This window comes from Megasphaera micronuciformis F0359, from assembly GCF_000165735.1.
In the GTDB taxonomy this organism is placed as follows: domain Bacteria; phylum Bacillota; class Negativicutes; order Veillonellales; family Megasphaeraceae; genus Megasphaera; species Megasphaera micronuciformis.
Genome location: NZ_GL538185.1, coordinates 17624 through 37048 on the forward strand (window position 1 = coordinate 17624; position 19425 = coordinate 37048).

The 19425-nt window shown below is 44.9% G+C and carries 15 protein-coding genes, 1 tRNA gene and 1 riboswitch; of the genes, 4 read left to right on the forward strand and 12 right to left on the reverse strand.

Annotated features, from left to right (window positions below):
• Positions 1 to 261 precede the first annotated feature (261 nt).
• Entirely contained in the window at positions 262 to 1323 is a 1062-nt protein-coding gene (locus HMPREF9429_RS08830; protein WP_006941232.1) for a hypothetical protein, read from the forward strand.
• 461 nt (positions 1324 to 1784) lie between these two features.
• Positions 1785 to 2870, forward strand: a complete 1086-nt coding sequence (locus HMPREF9429_RS01975) for a tyrosine-type recombinase/integrase (RefSeq protein WP_006941234.1) — start codon at positions 1785 to 1787, stop codon at positions 2868 to 2870.
• 79 nt (positions 2871 to 2949) lie between these two features.
• Here the strand turns inward: HMPREF9429_RS01975 and HMPREF9429_RS01980 are convergent.
• The 9 genes from HMPREF9429_RS01980 to recG all read right to left on the reverse strand — a co-directional run bounded on the left by HMPREF9429_RS01980 (position 2950) and on the right by recG (position 12561).
• Positions 2950 to 3034 (reverse strand) — tRNA-Leu (locus HMPREF9429_RS01980).
• A 99-nt stretch (positions 3035 to 3133) separates the two neighbouring features.
• Complete coding sequence (locus HMPREF9429_RS01985; RefSeq protein ID WP_198005670.1) at positions 3134 to 4516, reverse strand: alanine/glycine:cation symporter family protein; 1383 nt, start codon at positions 4514 to 4516, stop codon at positions 3134 to 3136.
• 91 nt (positions 4517 to 4607) lie between these two features.
• Positions 4608 to 4698, reverse strand: a riboswitch (glycine riboswitch).
• Positions 4699 to 4848: 150 nt separating this feature from the next.
• Positions 4849 to 5619 carry a 5'/3'-nucleotidase SurE gene (gene surE / locus HMPREF9429_RS01990; RefSeq protein WP_006941236.1) on the reverse strand — a complete coding sequence of 257 codons (771 nt, stop codon included), beginning with the start codon at positions 5617 to 5619 and terminating at the stop codon, positions 4849 to 4851.
• 14 nt (positions 5620 to 5633) lie between these two features.
• Positions 5634 to 6887, reverse strand: coding sequence for a glycosyltransferase family 2 protein (locus HMPREF9429_RS01995; RefSeq protein ID WP_006941237.1), 1254 nt, complete (start codon positions 6885 to 6887; stop codon positions 5634 to 5636).
• Positions 6888 to 6903: 16 nt separating this feature from the next.
• Positions 6904 to 7572: a CDP-alcohol phosphatidyltransferase family protein gene (locus HMPREF9429_RS02000; protein WP_006941238.1), complete on the reverse strand. Its 669-nt coding sequence runs from the start codon at positions 7570 to 7572 to the stop codon at positions 6904 to 6906.
• Complete coding sequence (locus tag HMPREF9429_RS02005) at positions 7569 to 8207, reverse strand: phosphatidylserine decarboxylase (protein ID WP_006941239.1); 639 nt, start codon at positions 8205 to 8207, stop codon at positions 7569 to 7571. Before HMPREF9429_RS02005 ends, HMPREF9429_RS02000 begins: the two co-directional genes overlap by 4 nt.
• 13 nt (positions 8208 to 8220) lie before the next feature.
• On the reverse strand, positions 8221 to 8949 hold the full coding sequence (locus HMPREF9429_RS02010) for a WecB/TagA/CpsF family glycosyltransferase (protein WP_006941240.1): 729 nt from the start codon (positions 8947 to 8949) through the stop codon (positions 8221 to 8223).
• A 15-nt stretch (positions 8950 to 8964) separates the two neighbouring features.
• On the reverse strand, positions 8965 to 10422 hold the full coding sequence (gene guaB / locus HMPREF9429_RS02015; RefSeq protein WP_006941241.1) for an IMP dehydrogenase: 1458 nt from the start codon (positions 10420 to 10422) through the stop codon (positions 8965 to 8967).
• Positions 10423 to 10527: 105 nt separating this feature from the next.
• On the reverse strand, positions 10528 to 12561 hold the full coding sequence (recG, locus tag HMPREF9429_RS02020) for an ATP-dependent DNA helicase RecG (protein WP_006941243.1): 2034 nt from the start codon (positions 12559 to 12561) through the stop codon (positions 10528 to 10530).
• A 175-nt stretch (positions 12562 to 12736) separates the two neighbouring features.
• Here recG and rpmB point away from each other — a divergent pair, with 175 nt between their 5' ends.
• Positions 12737 to 12928 carry a 50S ribosomal protein L28 gene (rpmB, locus tag HMPREF9429_RS02025; protein WP_006941244.1) on the forward strand — a complete coding sequence of 64 codons (192 nt, stop codon included), beginning with the start codon at positions 12737 to 12739 and terminating at the stop codon, positions 12926 to 12928.
• 142 nt (positions 12929 to 13070) lie between these two features.
• On the opposite strand, the gene HMPREF9429_RS02030 is transcribed toward rpmB, so the two are convergent.
• The 3 genes from HMPREF9429_RS02030 to ppsA all read right to left on the reverse strand — a co-directional run bounded on the left by HMPREF9429_RS02030 (position 13071) and on the right by ppsA (position 17063).
• Positions 13071 to 13892, reverse strand: coding sequence for a pyruvate, water dikinase regulatory protein (locus tag HMPREF9429_RS02030; RefSeq protein WP_006941245.1), 822 nt, complete (start codon positions 13890 to 13892; stop codon positions 13071 to 13073).
• A complete protein-coding gene (locus tag HMPREF9429_RS02035) occupies positions 13893 to 14540 on the reverse strand; it encodes a helix-turn-helix transcriptional regulator (RefSeq protein ID WP_198005671.1) in 648 nt (215 codons plus the stop codon).
• A 132-nt stretch (positions 14541 to 14672) separates the two neighbouring features.
• Positions 14673 to 17063 (reverse strand): phosphoenolpyruvate synthase, encoded by a 2391-nt coding sequence (gene ppsA / locus HMPREF9429_RS02040; RefSeq protein ID WP_006941247.1) that lies wholly within the window; start codon positions 17061 to 17063, stop codon positions 14673 to 14675.
• Between the two features lie 328 nt (positions 17064 to 17391).
• On the opposite strand from ppsA, the gene HMPREF9429_RS02045 reads away from it, so the two are divergent.
• Positions 17392 to 19413, forward strand: a complete 2022-nt coding sequence (locus HMPREF9429_RS02045; RefSeq protein WP_040773359.1) for a transglycosylase domain-containing protein — start codon at positions 17392 to 17394, stop codon at positions 19411 to 19413.
• The last annotated feature ends 12 nt before the right edge of the window (positions 19414 to 19425 follow it).

Consider the following 19425-nt stretch of genomic DNA (forward strand, 5'->3'; position numbering starts at 1 on the left):
ACTGAGGACTTCGCCATCATCAGATGGAGGGGTCCTCTTTTAGTATTACAGTGAACTTATAGACGATGAATTGCACTTTTATAGAGCGCTGAGTAAAACACCTTTACCCAATAAAGGTATGCTTAAAATACCCTTATTTTTTAGAAATTTTTAAAGGTATTTCATTGATGCCTTTACGGAGTCTTTATTACTGAATAGTGTAGACGCTACTTCACCAATATTAAACTTGCAAAAATTAATTTTCTTTAAGGAGTCGATACGATGGAAGCTAGCTTTAATGAAAACCCCAATTGTGAATTTGTTGTGGACTATATTACAAATCGTAAATATTGGTTTGTTCGGACAAACGGTGGCGAATATTACGATGAATATTTACGTAAAGGCTTCATCGCTGTTGGCTTTAATTGGATTATCGACGCCTCTTTGATTAAACAAGCAGAAAAAGATAATGCATCTAAAAGAGCACTGTATGAAAAGATAAAAGCTGAAGCAGCTGAAGATGATGGAAAACAAATAAAACCCGGGCTTGTTGTAAACCAAATAAAGCGCTTCTTGCTGGAAATGAACCCGGGAGATATTGTTCTAATTCCTAGTGAAAATTCTCAGTATATCGCTTTTGGAGAAATTACAAGCGATACGTATATTATTAATGAGTCCGAATTACAGGAAAATTGCTGCCCCTTTATCAAACGTAGGAGAGTAAAATGGGGTAAAAAGCTAAGCCGAGACTCACTAGACCCTTACTTATTCAAGGCTATATATTCACATCATGTAATCACGGATGTATCAGATTCATCCAGCTTTATAAACCGCTCGTTGTCTGGTATGTACGTGTCAGGTGACAAGGCACATATTACATTTCGCGTTAGCACGCAAGAAGCGGTACGGCTTTCTGATATTCAACCGTTACTTTATGGTTTTGAAGAGGTCGCTATTGCCGCGCACTTTCCCGCCAACATAATCTCAGAAATCGAAGCCACTGAGCTAAAAATAAACGTTCAATCCCCCGGCCCAATAGAATACATAGTTACAACGGTAGGGCTTATTGGATTTTTAGCAATCACAATAGCAATTAATATGTTTCGTGCAACGTCTGCAGCAAAGAAAAACGGCGGAACGCTCAGCCTTAAAATTCTTTGGCTCTCTTATAAGTGTAAAATTAACAAACCCAATAATTCATCCCATGATATATCAACAGAGGATTTAGATAAGTTAATCGAAAAAATCGCTAACAATCCAGAAGCACTGAGCAAATTGGATAAAATGGCTAACGCCATCAATAAGTTGGATGCAAAGCTCCCAAATGAAAAAGAAGACCAGTAACCTAGTCTTCTTTTTCAAAGTCGATTCGTATTCGCAAGTATTTGATTTGTAAAAATATTGCAATCGCTATAGCCAGTGGCCCATTAATAAAAAAGCCATTCACGTATATATTTACGCTATCAATATATATGGACGGTAATAATAATAGTATTGTGATTACACAAATTGACAAAATATTAGATGCCAATTCCAACTGTTTAAAACAGTTCATATGAATCACCCCTACTCTGCATTAACCTATATTACGGATTTCAGTAATTCAATTATAAGTGTTTTATATCCTTTAGTGCAAGAATTTTTTTTCACTTCTAAAAAAAGCCCGCACTCTGCTACTAACAGAACACGGGCGCGCCGCCGTACCATCAATACCACGGCTAACATTACTCTACCTACGAAGGCTGATTACGATATAAGTATATCATAATCAGCCTCTTTTATAGCAGAAAGGAGCTGTATTTTTTATGTCTAAAATCAAAAAACGTCCTGACGGACGCTATGTAATGACATTTACCACTAACGGCAAGCGTAGATATTTCTACGGGCGTACCCGATCGGAAGCACAGGCCAAGTATGACGAATTTATAAAAAAGTCCGAAAACCTGGCTAACTTTGATGGGAATATTACTATAGCCGAATGGGCGAAAGAGTGGTTGAGAATCAAAGAACCTTCTATAACACCCAGCACCCTCGATAGCTACCGAAATGTTATTCGTCATTATATTGTTCCCGAAATTGGGACCATTAAACTTGTTGACTTAACAGCTCCGACAATTCGCCGACTGCTTACCATAAAGATGGAGACCCTCTCCAGTCGTACCGTTCGATATATCCATACGCTCTTAAACGCTATGTTAAAACAGGCTGTCTTGGATGAAATTATCGCTACTAATGCAGCCGCTAAGGTCCGCAAGCCTAAACTACACAGGACAAAAGAAATGGTGACGCTAACGGCTGATGAGGTCAAATTATTTTTGTCTAAGATCCCAATCCCTGAGCACCATATGCTGTTCAAATTGGCTTTCGCCTCCGGACTTCGTCGGTCAGAACTTTTAGGGCTGCCGTGGTCGAATGTAGACCTTGATAAGAAAACTATCACGATCACACAGACCGTCATAAAGATAGATAATGAGGCGGTTATATCAGAAACGACCAAAAACGCCTCTTCCAGACGTTCTATAACGCTTGACGACGAAACTATCGCCGAGCTCAAAAAACACGCGCAGAGAGTAAAAGCAACGCGATTGGCATCACCTAATTGGGTTCACAACGATTTAGTTTTTCCCGGCAAAGACGGAAAACCTATATTCCCTGACTCAGTCTCCCAACTTTGTAAGAGATACGCTGCCCAAATTGGAAAGCCTTCCTTTTCTATGCACGGGACCAGACATACCCACGCCACTCTTCTTATTGAGGCTGGAGTGAATTTTAAAGTAATTCAAGTACGCCTTGGGCATTCATCATTTACAGAAACAATGAATACCTATTCACACCTGACCCCTACTATGGAATACGATGCCGTAGAGAAGATAGAACAAATTTTATCGTAAGTGGTCAAAATGTGGTCAAATATCGCTTGACTTTATGTGGTCAAATAAAAATAGCGCTCCATAAGAGCGCTATTTTCCTTGGTGCCGGAGGTGGGACTTGAACCCACACGACTATTCATCGCTTGATTTTGAGTCAAGTGCGTCTGCCATTCCGCCACTCCGGCAAACAGACTTATGCGTTAGCACGTTCTTTATTATAAGCAAAAAGTCTGTCGTCGTCAAGTAAAAATGACGAGGTCTATAATTTTTTTCTTACACAAGCCCTAACCGTTCTCCACCACTGTTTCTCCGGTTTCTTTTTTCATTTCTATTTGCTTCACATGTTCAAAGTAAAGTTTCGTTTCACTTACTACTACACCGCTAAGTCCTATGAGTGCCACTAAGTTAGGTATCGCCATCAGACCGTTTACGATATCCGCTAAAATCCAGATAACATCAAGTTTAAGAAAAGCTCCGCAGGCTACGAGAATAATAAACACAATACGATAAGGCAAGATTCCCTTAACTCCTACCAAGTAATTAATGCAACGTTCGCCATAGTAATTCCAGCCTAAAATAGTAGTAAAGGCAAAAAGTGTAAGCCCGACACAAAGAAGCAGACTGCCGGCAACGGGATAGGCCTGGCAGAAGGCTTCATTAGTTAAAGCCGCGCCGTTCAAATCACCCGTCCAGGCACCGCTGATAACAATAACCAGTCCGGTTAATGTGCAAATGATAATGGTATCAATAAAGGTTCCTGTCATAGAGACAAGCCCTTGTTCAGCAGACCACTTCGTCTTTGCCGCTGCCGCTACGATGGGCGCCGAGCCAAGACCCGATTCATTGGAAAATACGCCGCGAGCTACCCCGTTGCGCATAGCCAACATAACAGTGGCCCCGGCAAAACCGCCGACAGCCGCTGTCGGTGTAAAAGCATCTGTAATAATTTGCATAATTGCCGACGGTACTTGTTCACGGAAAATAATTAAAAATACGACAGTAACGGCAATATACAAAACAGCCATGGCCGGAACAATTTTAGCGGCGGCCCGTGAAATGGATTGCAATCCGCCGATAGTAACGGCGGCAACCAATACGGTAAGTACGACTGCCGTATATTCAACGGGAATATCCGTTGCCAATTTTGTGATTTCAACGATAGAGTTTACTTGAGCAAAGGTGCCGATACCGAAGAAGGCTACAAGAACCCCGAATATAGCGAAGAGTTTTGCCAAAGGTTTAAACTTTTCCCCTAAGCCTCGTTCAATATAATACATGGGACCACCTGCAATATCCCCGTTTTCATCGGTTGTCCGAAACTTAACGGCCAAACAGCCTTCGGCATACTTCGTCGCCATCCCCACAAAAGCGGCAATCCACATCCAAAAAACCGCTCCGGGACCACCTGCATGAATAGCCGTCGCTACGCCGACAATATTACCGGTCCCGACAGTGGCCGCCAAGGCCGTACACAAAGCCTTAAAGCTGTCAATATCACCGTCACCCTTATTCTCAGCTGTGAAGATAAGTTTCAAAGCTTGCGGCAATTTAAAGAACTGAATCAACTGTAACCGAATCGTCAGCATCAAGCCGGTACCGATCAAAAGTACCAACAAGGGCGGCCCCCATACAAAGCTGTCAATACTGTTCAACACATCCGTTATCATCGTATCATCTCTCCTCAATAAAAAATTCCTGCTTCCGAAAACTCCGGAGACAGGAACAAGAAAAGACAATACAAATCGCCTTATAAATTCATCATTGCCCTCTGTCCTTTTGCCTGAGAGATAAGAAGCTATCGCTTCGTGCACCTTCGGCGCTCATTAAGAGACTCTCCAGAGATATGTCCGCATCCGGTCCCGTTCTTTCGAACACCTGAGAGTTTAACTCCTTCGGTTGACTTATGTCATCTCCCGGAATGCATCATCCATGTATATTCGGTTTTGTCGTTATTATAAACCCAAAAACGTTATTTATGCAAGTGTTTTTTTATTTTTAATCAATATTTATGAAAAATAAGTCGGTCTCCCGTCTCCATGGCCGCCGTAGCCGTTTGTTGCCATCTCAAAGGCGTAACCGTGATTTTCCCCGCTTTAATATTAGCTATGTCGCTGAATGTCGGCGCTGTCGACATATCAATATCACCGACAATGCGGATACAGGAATCACCGTTTTCATCCTTTTTCTCTACAATAACATTTTTGTAAAACTGTACCGTTTGCGGTGCTACAACAACGTTTTCCAGACAAATATCGCCCTTTTTTTCCGGTACGTTAACATTCAAAATCCCCGGAAACTTTCCGGTAAAGATGACTCTTTCGATTAACTGCATCACCAACTTTGCCGTTTGCCGGGCACGCCCCTCATTCATCTTACCGATAGACACGGCTACAGCCGGAGTCAAATAATAGGGGCCTTCCATGGCTGCCGAAACGGTCCCTGAATATAAGACATCGCTTCCCAAATTATATCCGTTATTAATTCCCGAAATAATCAAGTCCGGTCGATCTTTCTTCAGGATAAATTCCATGGCCGTCTTAACACAATCCACAGGAGTGCCGTCCAAAGAGTACTTAGTTACATTGTGTAAAGGTGACGCTATCCGCTTTAAATACAAATCCTTATTAATCGACATGGCATGTGATGCCGCACTACGTTGTCCTTCAGGCGCTACTACGGTCACCTTATCTGCAACGGTTGCGACAACTTCTTCCAAAATACTTAAGCCCTTAGCTGTAATTCCGTCATCGTTGGTAAGTAAAATATGCATGTACGTTCTCCTAATTATTTTTTATTTTCTTTACGCAAGAGAGCCGTACTGTCGTATGAAACGGCACGCGTATGAACCGTATGACTCCATTTCATGTCATGACGATCCTTAAACCCGAGAAAATTTACAGGTATCCAACTATACATAAAAAGCGGATACACAATTAAATAGACCCACGACTTTAAGGGTACCTTGATTTTCAAAAGGACGATAACGGGAATAGCATATTGAGCCACAAACAAAACCGTCCAAATTTCCATGGGCATAAGTTGATTGAGTATATTCGTATAAAAAACATACCACGTCGTATTAATATATGATAACCCGGCGTAAATCGTCGACATCATCATAAAAAACGGTTGTGATAATGTAATAATCCCGTCGAGCATACGAATATTTCCCGTACGAATGCCTTTGACAAAAAGTTTAGGTATAAAGCGTTCGCCGCAATCGGTCTGTCCTTGTGCCCAGCGCTTACGCTGACGACATGAAGCCATGAAATCGACAACTTTTTCATCATAAATAATGGCGTCGTGCGCCCAACAGGTACGAACGCCTTCGAGAAGGACCTTCATAGAAAATTCCATATCTTCCGTCAAGCAATCGCAGCCCCACCCATACTTACGGACCACATCGGTAGCAATACACATGCCCGTGCCTCCCAATGCCGTGGATAAACCGATATTGTACTTGGCACGATGCCACATATGATTAACCAGCCAAAACGCAATCGAAAAGGTACCGGAAATCCAAGAATCCGTCGGATTCTTAGAGTCCATATACCCTTGTATGACTTGTTCTCCTTTACAGAGATGGTTGTTCATTTCCCGTAAAAATTCGGGATGAACCAGGTTATCCGCATCAAAGACGACAAAGGCATCATACTGCTTTTCTTGTTGTAACAGCCGTTCAAACATCCAATCCATGGCAAAACCTTTACCCACGTCTTCCCTGTTCGTCCGTACGGCTACTATGGCTCCGTGTTCTTTACATACATCTGCAGTATGATCTGTGCAATTATCCGCTACCACATAAATATCGTACATATCTCGCGGATAGTTAAGACACTTCAGGTTATCAATGAGTTGCCCTACAACCGCTTCTTCATTATGTGCACAGATAACAGCCGCAAACGTATGCTGCGGCTGTACCGTAACTTTATCTTCTTTTTTTATGAGGCCGAATAAGGCGAGTACAAAGTAATACAAGGTATAAAACACAATAATTACTTGTACGGGAATCATGACCAAATCCGCTATATGTTCCATAATGAAGACTCCCGGTCTATACGAGCTTGCCGTTCATAGCCGTATTAATCAAGCCGTATACGATATAAAGGCCGAAAGGCAAGGTCAGTGCCAAATGCCAATCATAAATGACAACGGCTGCACCGATAAGCAGTGTAATAATAAGCGCCGATTTATGAAGTACATCGGCACTTTGTCCTTTAAAGTCGGGATGATGTACCTTGCTGACCAAATCGTAACCCACGAGTACGACCAGAACCGCAATGAGCGGTGCCGGCAACATGACTCCTGAAAGGACATAGGTAGCAAAAAGACAACCGCCGTTCGGAATCGGCATACCTTCAAAATATCCGTGTACGGTCGCCGTATTGATATTAAAACGTGCCAAGCGAATACCGCCGAGTGCGGAATAAATAAGTACGGGAATAACTCCGATCCAACCCAGAGTATGCAAGGTGTAATTATACATTAAGAAGGCCGATGCGGCACCGAAAGAAACACAGTCCGATAAGGAATCGAGCTCTTTTCCGAATTCACCGCTTACGCCCAAAGCTCGGGCCGAGCGTCCGTCCATAGCATCACAAAGCATGGCAAAGAAAATACATAGGGCACCCCAAAAGAAGTTCCCTTGCGATGATAAAATCATGCTGAGAACACCGAAGCACAAGTTACCAGATGTAAATAAACAGGGAATTACCTTTTTCATTCAACAATCCTCCCGATTATCGATTCTCCGCCGCGAACCCGGTCGCCTTTTTTGACGGAAATCTCTACATTATCCTGCACATATACTTCTATGCAGGAGCCGAACTTGATCATGCCGTATAGCTGACCGTGCTCCAGTGCATCCCCCAAGGTAACCCACGATACAACACGGCGTGCCAAAACGCCGGCGATGAGCGTTACCAACAACTGTGTACGCCCGTTATCAATGCCGATAGAATAGCGTTCATTTTCATAACCTACGCCATCTTGATAAGCAGGTCGAAACCGTCCGCACGTATATTGTTGGAACTTAATAACTCCCGACAAGGGGGTACGATTAACATGAGCGTCAAAGATGGACAAAAAGATGACCACCTTACGACAGTCCTGTCCTAAAAATAAATCTTCATGCACCGATTCCACGCTGACAACCGTCCCGTCTGCCGGTGAGACGAGAAGAGACGGATCATCAGGAATGATACGATGCGGATTTCTGAAAAAGTACGTAAAATAGGCTGCCAAAACAAGGGGAACAACGGCAACATACAAATTAATAAAATAAGCCGCCAATAGGGCCAGCACTAAGGGAACGGCTATAAACGGATAGCCGTCTTCAATAATAAACGGTTTATTCATAAGTCACCTCGCCTCAAACTCGGCTGCCGAATTTCACGGCAACCACAAATTTCGGCAAAGCAAGCATACGCATAGCTCGACTCGGTTCCTTGTACAGGCGGTAAAGCCATTCAAGACGATGTTCCTGCATCCACTTGGGGGCTCGACATACATGACCGGCCAATACATCGAAGGTACCGCCTACACCCATGCACACACAAGGTCCCAATTCATATAAATGACGATGTATCCACTTTTCCTGCTTCGGTACGCCGAGAGCTACGAATAAAACAGATGCCCCCGAATTCCGTATATCTTCAATGATTTTCGGCTCTTCTTCAGGCGTAAAAAAGCCGGACCGAATACCAACAACGGGAAATTCGCCCACCGACTCTTTCATATTTCGAGCCGCCTTTTCGGCAATTCCCGGAGCCCCGCCGAAGAAATATACCTTTGTCTGTCTTTCAACACAACGGGCCATAATCCGACAAGCTAAATCTACGCCGGCAACTCGTTCTTTGAAATGTTTTCCTTGTTGTTCCGCTGCCCAAAGCACTCCGGCTCCGTCGGGCACGACCAAGTCGGCTTCCGCCAAAATACGGGCCAACTCGTGATCTTCTTTGGCCCTCATAATCATTTCCGCATTGGCTGTAGCGACAGTCGTCGCTCGACCTTCGGCGATGCGGGAAAAGACAAAATCCGTCGCTTCGTCCATCGATACATTACGAACGGGAACGGACAATATTTCTATGGTCTCTTCCATTAGGACCTCCGTTTTCTAGTTTACGCTGTAATTGGGTGCTTCTTTCGTAATGCTGATATCGTGCGGATGGCTTTCTCTCAATCCGGCACTGGTAATCTGAATAAATTGTGTGTTTTCAATCATTTCTTTAATCGTATGGCAACCACAATACCCCATAGATGCTCGCAATCCGCCTACCATCTGGAAAATCGTGCTGGCTGCCGGTCCCTTATAAGGCACGCGACCTTCAATGCCTTCAGGAACAAGTTTTTTGGCATCTTCCTGGAAATAACGGTCCTTACTGCCCTTTTCCATAGCGCCGATAGAACCCATACCACGATATACTTTATAGCTTCTGCCTTGGTAAATAATCGTTTCACCCGGACTTTCTTCCGTTCCGGCTAAAAGGTTACCGATCATGACCACATTACCGCCTGCTGCAATAGCCTTGGCCATATCGCCCGAATACTTGATACCGCCGTCGGCAATGATAGGAATGCCGAAACGTTGCGCCACTTGTGCACATTCATAAACGGCCGTAATCTGCGGTACGCCGATGCCGGCAATAATACGAGTCGTGCAAATAGAGCCCGGCCCGATCCCCACTTTAACCGCATCGACACCGCATTCAATCAGGGCTTCCGTCGCTGCCGCCGTAGCCACGTTGCCGGCAATAACCGGAAGATGAGGATAATTCTTTTTAATTTCTTTCAATGTATTCAGCACGCCCTGAGAATGGCCATGAGCCGTGTCGATGACAACTACATCCACTTTAGCCGCTACTAAAGCATCAATACGATCAATCATATCATGCGTTACACCTACAGCGGCGGCAACGAGAAGGCGTCCGTCCGAATCTTTCGCCGAATTCGGATACTTTGTAGCCTTTTCAATATCCTTAATCGTAATAAGGCCTTTCAAGTTGTTGTCTTTGTCGACAAGGGGTAACTTTTCAATGCGGTGACGCCGCAAAATTTCTCGTGCTTCTGCCAAAGACGTCCCTACAGGTGCGGTAACGAGGTTTTCCTGAGTCATGGTATCCCCGATGCGTCGAGACATATCTTCTTCAAAGCGCATATCACGGTTCGTAATGATCCCTACAAGCTTCCCATCTACTGTAATAGGTACACCGGAAATGCGATATTTACCCATCAACTCATTGGCATCTGCCAAAATATTGTCGGGATGAAGGAAAATGGGGTCAATGATAATGCCGTGTTCCGACCGTTTAACCTTATCCACTTCACGAGCCTGTTCGGCAATAGACATATTCTTATGAATAACACCGATACCGCCCTCACGAGCAATGGCAATCGCCATAGGGGCTTCCGTTACGGTATCCATTCCGGAACTCATAATAGGCACGTTCAGCTTAATATCTCGTGTCAAATTAGTAGAAATATCGACGTCTTTCGGCAATACATCGGATTTTGCCGGTACCAGCAGCACGTCATCGAATGTCAAGCCTTGCATACCGAATTTATCAGTTCTCATATTCGCACCTCTATATTAATAAAATATAATAAAAGGGGAATTTCACCCTCAACAGCTTTATCCCTAATTATAGCCGATAAACACCTTTCTGTATATACAATTGAATTAATTGTCTAAAATACGTAAGAAGTCATTGCCGAAGCGTTTTTTCAGAGCCTCTTTCACGATCTTCTCCGTTCCCGGCAAGCGCAGGTACGCTTGTGCCCCGTCTCTTGCAGGAATGAGAAGGTCAGCGTCCTCAATAATGCGGGCCGCCTTCAAATCGGGTAACCCGTGCTGCATACTACCGAAAAGTTGGCCGGCACCTCTTAGAAGTAAGTCCTTTTCGGAAAGGGAGAAGCCGTCATGAATCGTCTCCATCCACTTAAGACGCTGCCTCGTTTCCTCATTGCCGCTCTTTGCCAGTAAAATGCAGTAGGCCTGCGCCGCTCCGCGCCCTACACGGCCGCGCAACTGGTGCAACTGAGCCAAGCCGAATCGTTCCGCACCGTCAACACACATAATTGTCGCATTCGGTACATTCACACCCACTTCTATAACACTCGTGGCAACCAGAAGTTTTATATCGCCCCTTTGAAAGCGTTCCATGACCTCGTCTTTTTCCTTGCCGCTCATACGGCCATGTACCAACCCACAGGAAATATCGGCAAAATCAGTACTTTTAAGGGATTCATACAGTGCCGTAGCAGCTTGTAAGTCCGCACTTGCCGACTCTTCCACCAAGGGGCATACAACATAACATTGATGTCCTGCCGCAATTTCTTTACGCATAAAGGCATATATCCGACTTCTCATTCCTTCCGTTACGGCATAAGTTTTGACCGGTTTACGACCGGGCGGCAATTCTCGCATAGTCGACACATCCAAATCCCCGTATACGGAAAGGGCCATAGTTCTCGGAATAGGCGTAGCCGTTAAAAACAGTGTATGCACATCCTTCCCTTTATTCCTCAAAGCTGCCCGTTGCCGCACACCGAAGCGATGTTGTTCATCTGTAACAACCAAGGCCAAGTCGGAAAAAATCACATCGTCTTGAATCAAAGCATGCGTACCCACTAAAATATCAACTTCTCTATGAGCTGCCTTTTGTAGTATCAATTCTCTTTCTTTACCTGTCGTCCTACCTGTAAGCAAGGCTATACGTACAGGCAAGTCTTTAAAAAGTCGATTCAGCTCTTCATAATGCTGTATCGCCAAAATTCCGGTCGGAGCCATCAGTGCCCCCTGATAGCCGTTTTCCACGGCCTTAGCCAAGGCCAACGCGGCAACAACAGTCTTCCCCGATCCGACATCCCCCTGTACGAGTCGTTGCATAGGTACTTGAGTCTCCGTATCGTTCACAATATCGGCAAACGCTTCCGTCTGCCCTTTTGTCAACAAAAAAGGCAGGTTGTTCAACAGGCCCTTAATCAGCTTGCCGTTCGGCCCGAATTTAACGGCTTGCCCCGACTGTTCCGCACGACGCTTCAATAACAACCCGGCCTGCAAAGCAAAGAGCTCTTCAAAGGCCAACCTCTTACGAGCCCTTTCCAGGGCTTCAAAGGACGCGGGAAAATGCAAGGCTTTATACGTCTCTACGCTTACTTCAGTGCCCTGAATATCCAACGATAGGCATGGCGGAATCAAGTCCTTTACAGACGCTTCATCGGCAAAGAGGGCCGCGACGGCCCTGCGTACATCGGCCTGACGCAAGCCCTCTGTCAAAGCATACACGGGGACCAGGCCGCCGGGGACAGCCGGACCCGGCTCCGCCTCCGGTGAATTCATTTGCAAGCGCCCGTATGCCCGTTCCGTTTTCCCGAAAGCATGAACGTCTTTCCCGACCTTAAACAGACGCTTTTTGAAGGGCTGATTAAACCACACCAGTTCTAAACCGCCCGTACCGTCACTGATTAGCACTTTGAGAATCGTCATACCGCGCCGCGGTCGTAGCTCAACGACAGACTTCACGGTTCCGTTGACAAGAACGGGCCGGTCGTCATTATTACTTATATCTTTTATGGCCCGTATTTTCGATCGATCTTCGTAAGCACGAGGAAAATACTGCACCAAATCACTTGCCGTTTCAAGTTTCATACGAGCAAACAGCTTAGCCCTGGCCGGTCCTATTCCTTTTATATCCTTTATAAACTTTATCATCTTTACACCGTCACTTCGCACACCCAAGGTGTACACCTTGTTATTTCCTTTTGTTTATTGTATCATATTTACGTATAGAATCAGGAATTTGAAGGTAAATAATTCTTGCTTTGCCTTATTTTTTATGCTATTATTTGTATGTTGTACTGTGACACTGCAAGGAGGTGTGTGCGTCATGGCAAATTATTGTGAAATTTGCGGCAAGGGTACCATGAGCGGTATGAACGTCAGCCATTCCCACTTGAAAACGAAAAGAACGTGGAAACCGAATATCCAAAGAGTACGTGCCATCGTAGACGGCGAAGCAAAACGCGTTAATGTTTGCACTCGTTGCCTTCGTTCCGGCAAAGTACAGCGCAATGCGTAAAGGAATATAAAAAGAGATGATTCTGTGACGAGTCATCTCTTTTTATGTGCCTTGAACGAACCGAAAAAGAACAGACCTGCCCTCAACTATACAAAAACAGCCGTCTTGAAGTGACCTTCTCCACTTCAAGACGGCTGTTTTTTTACTCATCGTACAGCTCTTTATTCCGTTTTACAATATCCAAAATCAAGTTAGCCGTTTCTTCAATAGCCTTTGCCGACACGTCTATAACCGGACAGTGAAGACGACGCATGACGTTTTGTGCATATTCCAGTTCTTCATTGATTCGTTCTACATCGGCATAGTTTGCATCCGGTTCAAGACCCATAGCCCGCAACCGTTCAGACCGGATATAATTCAGTTTATACGGATCAATAACAAGCCCTACGATTTTCCGCGCCGGTACTTCAAATAGCTCCTGCGGTAAAGGCACTTCCGGTACCAAGGGCAGATTGGCCGCCTTTACGCGCTTATGTGCCAAATACATGGATAAAGGGGTCTTCGACGTTCGAGAAACACCGATGATGACAATATCGGCCTTTAAAAACCCTAAGGGATTTTTGCCGTCGTCAAACTTAACAGCAAATTCGATAGCATCGACACGCTTGAAATATTCACCATCCAGACGATGAATCATACCGGCCTTAATGGTCGGTTCCGTATCGGTCAAATGGCCGATACCGTTCATCATAGGTCCGATAATATCGATAACGGGAATATGGGCACTTTGCGCCAATGTGCTCAAACGTTTACGCAAAACAGGAGAAATGATGGTATAGCAAATCATGGCATTTTCATCCGTTGCTTTTTGTACAATTTCTTCAATTTGCTGTTCCGAACGAATATAGGGAAGTCTTACTATATTAAATTCCTGTTTATCATATTGGCTGGCCGCCGCTCGAGCAACGCGTTCCGCCGTTTCCCCCAAGGAGTCGGAGCAGGCGTAAATAATAGGTCTATCCATTTAGGCTCTCCTTCCTGCCGCACAATCTGCAAATAAGCGTGTAATATTAGTCTTTGATATACGACCTAAAATATGAAGCTCTTTCTTTTTCGACTGTTCGTCTTCTTCAATACGCACAACGGGCAAGCAGTCAATTTCAAATTCCAGCAATCGCTGTGCCGCCACCAAGGCCTTTTCATCGCCTTCAACATAAATGATTTTACTTACAGGTGTCATAACCATCCGTACCGGTAAGGTCCGTAAGTCATTGTTGCCCATAGCGGCTTTCAACAAATCCTTTCGCGACACGAGTCCGACCAGAATTTCAGCGGCCGTTACGAATACAGTTCCCACATCTTCCGTAAACAAAGCAATAACCGCATCATAGGCCGTCATTTTCTCATCGATTACGACGGGTTGGGAAAGATAGTCGGTTACGTTAATTTCTGTCAAAGCACGTGAAAGTAAATCTTCTTCCTTATTGCCCGTATAGAAATAACCTAACTTGGGTCTGGCATCAATAAGGCCCAACATGGTAAGAATGGCCAAATCCGACCGCAATGCCGCCCGGGTAACATGCAATTGCTCCGCAATATGTTGACCTGTCACGGGGCTATTTGTCCGAACAATTTTCAAAATTGTTTCCTGTCGTTCCGTCAACACGTGCATCACCTCCGACACGTGAAAAAACAGCATATACTACTGTTATTTATCATACTATATTTTCTTTTTTAAAAAAAGCCTTGCTGCCAAAACAGCAAGGCTTTTAGTATGTCTGCAAGAAGGGAGGATTTTTTATTCCTACCAGCTGTAATCTTCCGTATCCGCCCTACCCTTTCCTGTAAGAGAATCCATGAGAATACGCTGTTCGATTTGTGCTACACTCTTACGCGTCGAAGCTACTACATCAGGGTTGACGGAAATAGAATCTATACCGCTCTTGATTAAGAATTCCGTAAAGTCCGGATATACACTCGGTGCCTGCCCGCAAATTGATACGGTCTTGCCTTCTTTATGTGCGACTTCGATTAAGTGACGAATAGCACGTTTTACAGCAAGGTTGCGTTCGTCAAAGAGAGGTGCTACCGTTTCGTTGTCTCTGTCGCAACCCATGACCAACATAGTCAAATCGTTTGAACCTATGGAATACCCGTCGACAAACTTATTAAACTGATCGGCCAGAATAATATTCGAAGGAATTTCAGCCATAAGCCATACCTTGAAGTCCGGTCCGCGATGGAGCCCTTCAGCATCCATTAATGCTACTACTTTTTCCATTTCATCAACGCGACGGCAGAAAGGAACCATAACATTCAAGTTCTTCAAACCGAATTCTTCACGCACTTTACGTACCGCTTTCAATTCCAATTTGAAAGCTTCAATGTATTTCGGATCATAGTATCTGGATGCACCGCGCCATCCGAGAAGAGCACTGCTTTCATTCGGCTCGAACTTATCTCCGCCTTTAAGGTCACGATATTCACTCGATTTAAAATCGCTGAAACGCAAAGTAACCGGGCGGGGTGCCATAGCCTGGCACATCTTGCGAATACCTTCAGCCAATTGATCGACAACGCGTTCGGGATGTCCGATTTCGATGAGATATAACGGATGTTCGTGAATGAAGGTCGTCCAAATAAATTCTTCACGCATCAAGCCGATACCGTCGCAGGGTAATACGCTGTATTTTTCAGCCATGTCGGGGTTACCGAGATTCATATAAATCTTCGTGCCAGTAATCGGGGCCGGTTCAACAACAGTCATCCCGCCTTGAGCCTGTTCCTGTTTCGGTTTTACCAGGTCTTCCACATACCCTTCATACACAACCCCGTTCGTTGCGTCAACCGTAATGTCGGCACCGTCATGAATCGTCGTTGTAGCTTCCGTGCTGCGACTCTTTGTACCCACAATGCAGGGAATACCGAGTTCACGACTGACAATGGAGGCATGGCAGGTCATTCCCCCTGCATCCGTTACAATGGCCTTGGCCTTCTTCATCGCCGGTACCCAGTCGGGAGCCGTCATGGTCGTAACCAGAATTTCTCCTTCTTTAAATTCATCAATACGCGAGGGGTCTAAAATAACGTGAGCCTTACCTGCTGCTTTTCCGGGGCTTGCAGGCAAGCCTTTAACGACGACAACACGTTCCGACGTAACTTCCATGGTTTCACCTTCCGTTGAGGGTTTCTTTTCCTTATTTTTCTTCGACCAAACTGTTTCGGGACGAGCCTGGAGCAACCAAATCTTATCGTTCCGTTCATCAACGCCCCATTCCATATCCATGTAACAACCGTAGTGTTTTTCTATGGCTTTAGCATATGATGCCAATTCTTTAATCTGTTCTTCTGTCAAGACTTGCACCTTTTGCAAATCTTCAGGAACAGGCAATTCTTCGCAATCTCCACCGGCTTTGCGAACAAGTTGAATGGGCTTCGTATTTACCATAGTCGATACGATGCTTAAATCATCTTTTTTAACCCGGAAGTTATCGGGTGTAACAGTACCTTGCACAACATATTCGCCCAGGCCCCAAGCGCCTTCAATAGTAATCGTCGAATCGTCGCCGGTTACAAGGTCAACAGTAAACATGACACCTGCACTCTTAGAGAATACCATCATTTGAATAGCTGCACTCAAGGCTACTTCCAAGTGGTCAAATCCTTTTTTCGTGCGATAGTATGTAGCTCTGTCCGTAAAAGTAGATGCATAACATTCTTTTACCTTCTGAATAACCATATCGGCGCCGCGTACATTCAAATATGTATCCTGTTGGCCGGCAAAGGATGCGTCAGGCAAGTCTTCAGCTGTAGCACTGGAGCGAACAGCCACGAAAGGATCCGGTTCGCCTACTTTTTGACCCAGCTCTTCATACCCTTTTCGAATCGATTCGGCCAATTTCGGCGGCATCGGAGCGGCACAGACGGCTTCACGAATCTTAGCTGTTACTATACGAAGTTGCACTGGATCTTCGACATCCGTCAATTCTTCAAGCATTTCTTTAATCTGTTTATCAAGACCTGTTTCGGTCATGAAATATCTATATCCCGCCGCTGTCGTAGCAAAACCGTACGGTACCGGCACGTTTGTAGCCGACGTCAATTCACCTAAAGACGACGATTTACCTCCGACTAAGTCCACATCTTCACGACGAAGTTCGTCAAACCATAAAATAAAAGCACTGTTTCTGTCCATGGCTCTACCTCCCGATAATCGGATATATTATTCGTAAACACTGAATTTATTACTTTGCTTCTTTATGGTATATTATTTAAATTTAAATGTCAACTACTTTGTGCTAAAAGGTGTGTTTTTATATATTTAGTATACTCTATATTTTATCTGGTGACTTTCCGAAAACTGCCATTATAGAGATTTATATGATATCTATGCCTTTTATCACATTTTTTCAAAATAAATTTCCCTTTCCTATATTAGATGATATATAATAGGAACGATAATATCGACGTGATATGCCTTAAACGGCCTTGCGCCTTAATCGAACACCCAATAGGAGGATATGATGTATACACCCAGACATAGAGTTCGAACGAAAAAGAAAGGGCCTTTTCGTTCTATTCGCGTCATGGCGGCTCTAGTGCTCGTCATTATTGCAGGCCTCATGTTCGGCTATATATTCGCGGCATACCAAAGCTTACCCGAAGTAGGTAATAACATGCGGCCTGCCGTCTCATCACAGGTTTTTGACAGTCAGGGAAAGCTGATTACGACTCTGCACTCCGATCAGAACCGGCTGCCCATTGATATTAACAAGGTCCCGAAAAACTTGCAGAACGCCTTTATTGCCGCCGAAGATAATCGATTCTACGACCATATCGGTGTCGATCCCATCGGGATTTTACGTGCCGTCGTAACCAACTTGACTAATCGCGGTATTGCTCAAGGCGGCAGTACGATTACTCAACAGTTAGCTAAGAATGCTTTTTTATCCCAAGACCAGACATTAAAACGTAAAATTCAGGAAGCCATCTTAGCTCTTGAATTGGAACGTAAGTACAGCAAAAAAGAAATTCTGGAAATGTATATGAATCAGATTTATTTTGGTCGCGGCGCTTACGGCATTCAGACGGCGGCCCACACATACTTCGGCAAAGATGTAGGCGATCTTACTCTGGCCGAATGCGCTATGATTGCAGGCCTACCGAAGAGCCCCAACTACTATTCCTCCAGTGTTAATGAAGCCACCGCCCGCAAAAACGTAGTGGTAGGCCAAATGGAAAAATACGGATACATTACACCTTCCCAAGCGGAAGAAGCTAAAAAATCAAGTCTGGATATTAAGCAAAAATCGACAAGCAATACACCGGACGAAACGGCATACTTCATCGACTATGTTACTCAGGAAATAGCACAAAAGTACGGTGACGACGCGCTTTACAAAGATGGATTGAAGATTTACACGACTCTTGATACGGATAAACAGCATGCAGCCGTTCAAGCTATGCGCCATCTCCCGGAAACACATACGGATGATCAGGGACTTACTCAACCGCAAGGAGCCATTATCTCTATTGACCCGAAAACGGGCCATATCCTTGCCATGGTCGGCGGCCGCGGCCAAGACAGCTTTAATCGTGCCAGCATGGCAGTTCGCCAACCCGGGTCGGCATTTAAACCCTTTGTCTATATGACGGCTATGGAACACGACATGACTCCCGATACGATAATGGAAGATAAGAAGGTTGAATACGGAGGGTGGTCACCGCATAATGCCGATAACAGCTACCAGGGCCGCATGCCTTTATGGAAGGCTCTGGCATTATCCGTAAATACGGTCGCCGTTCAATTGGCTGACAAGGTCGGCCCTTCCAATGTCATTGCCAATGCCAAAAAGTTGGGTATTACGACCTTGGTGGAAGACGGCAGTCCCAACGATGATAACTTGGCTTCAGCCGCTCTCGGCGGTTTGACTAAGGGCGTTACCCCGCTGGAAATGGCGGCAGCTTACGGAGCCTTTGCCAACAAGGGAGTATATATAAAACCGACAGCTATCGTAAAGATTCTTGACCGCAACGGCAACGTTTTGGAAGATAACTCTTCAGATGTGCAAAAGACTCAAGTTATGTCCGAAAAGACGGCCTACGAAATGACCAGTATGCTCGAAGGGGTTATTGCAAGAGGCACGGGCACGGCCGCTTCCATCGGCAGACCTGCGGCCGGCAAGACCGGTACGACCGACGACAATCATGATGCATGGTTCATCGGCTATACGCCTGATATTGTAACAGCCGTTTGGGTCGGCGATGACACGGGAAGTCAAAGTCTCGGAGAAATTTACGGCGGTACTGTACCTGCACAGATTTGGCATGACTACATGGCTTCTGCCGTCAGCGGCACATCGGCTGATGATTTCGATGTCCCTGCCGGTATGGGAAAAGCTTACTACGAAGAACCTAAAGAAGACGTCAAATCTGATAAAAAGAACGATAAAGAAGACAAAAAAGAAGAGTCCGCCTCAAAGGATGACTCTTCAAAACAATCCGTTTCGGACAAACCGCAAAAGCGAAAATCATCTAAGCGCTAAAAACGCTCCCGC

Bases quoted from the DNA above. Each gene is read 5' to 3' on its own strand.
- HMPREF9429_RS08830 (WP_006941232.1), top strand. From the start codon at position 262: ATGGAAGCTAGCTTTAATGAAAACCCCAATTGTGAATTTGTTGTGGAC.
- HMPREF9429_RS01975 (WP_006941234.1), top strand. From the start codon at position 1,785: ATGTCTAAAATCAAAAAACGTCCTGACGGACGCTATGTAATGACATTT.
- HMPREF9429_RS01985 (WP_198005670.1), bottom strand. From the start codon at position 4,516: ATGATAACGGATGTGTTGAACAGTATTGACAGCTTTGTATGGGGGCCG.
- surE (WP_006941236.1), bottom strand. From the start codon at position 5,619: ATGCATATTTTACTTACCAACGATGACGGAATTACAGCTAAGGGCTTA.
- HMPREF9429_RS01995 (WP_006941237.1), bottom strand. From the start codon at position 6,887: ATGGAACATATAGCGGATTTGGTCATGATTCCCGTACAAGTAATTATT.
- HMPREF9429_RS02000 (WP_006941238.1), bottom strand. From the start codon at position 7,572: ATGAAAAAGGTAATTCCCTGTTTATTTACATCTGGTAACTTGTGCTTC.
- HMPREF9429_RS02005 (WP_006941239.1), bottom strand. From the start codon at position 8,207: ATGAATAAACCGTTTATTATTGAAGACGGCTATCCGTTTATAGCCGTT.
- HMPREF9429_RS02010 (WP_006941240.1), bottom strand. From the start codon at position 8,949: ATGGAAGAGACCATAGAAATATTGTCCGTTCCCGTTCGTAATGTATCG.
- guaB (WP_006941241.1), bottom strand. From the start codon at position 10,422: ATGAGAACTGATAAATTCGGTATGCAAGGCTTGACATTCGATGACGTG.
- recG (WP_006941243.1), bottom strand. From the start codon at position 12,561: ATGATAAAGTTTATAAAGGATATAAAAGGAATAGGACCGGCCAGGGCT.
- rpmB (WP_006941244.1), top strand. From the start codon at position 12,737: ATGGCAAATTATTGTGAAATTTGCGGCAAGGGTACCATGAGCGGTATG.
- HMPREF9429_RS02030 (WP_006941245.1), bottom strand. From the start codon at position 13,892: ATGGATAGACCTATTATTTACGCCTGCTCCGACTCCTTGGGGGAAACG.
- HMPREF9429_RS02035 (WP_198005671.1), bottom strand. From the start codon at position 14,540: ATGCACGTGTTGACGGAACGACAGGAAACAATTTTGAAAATTGTTCGG.
- ppsA (WP_006941247.1), bottom strand. From the start codon at position 17,063: ATGGACAGAAACAGTGCTTTTATTTTATGGTTTGACGAACTTCGTCGT.
- HMPREF9429_RS02045 (WP_040773359.1), top strand. From the start codon at position 17,392: ATGTATACACCCAGACATAGAGTTCGAACGAAAAAGAAAGGGCCTTTT.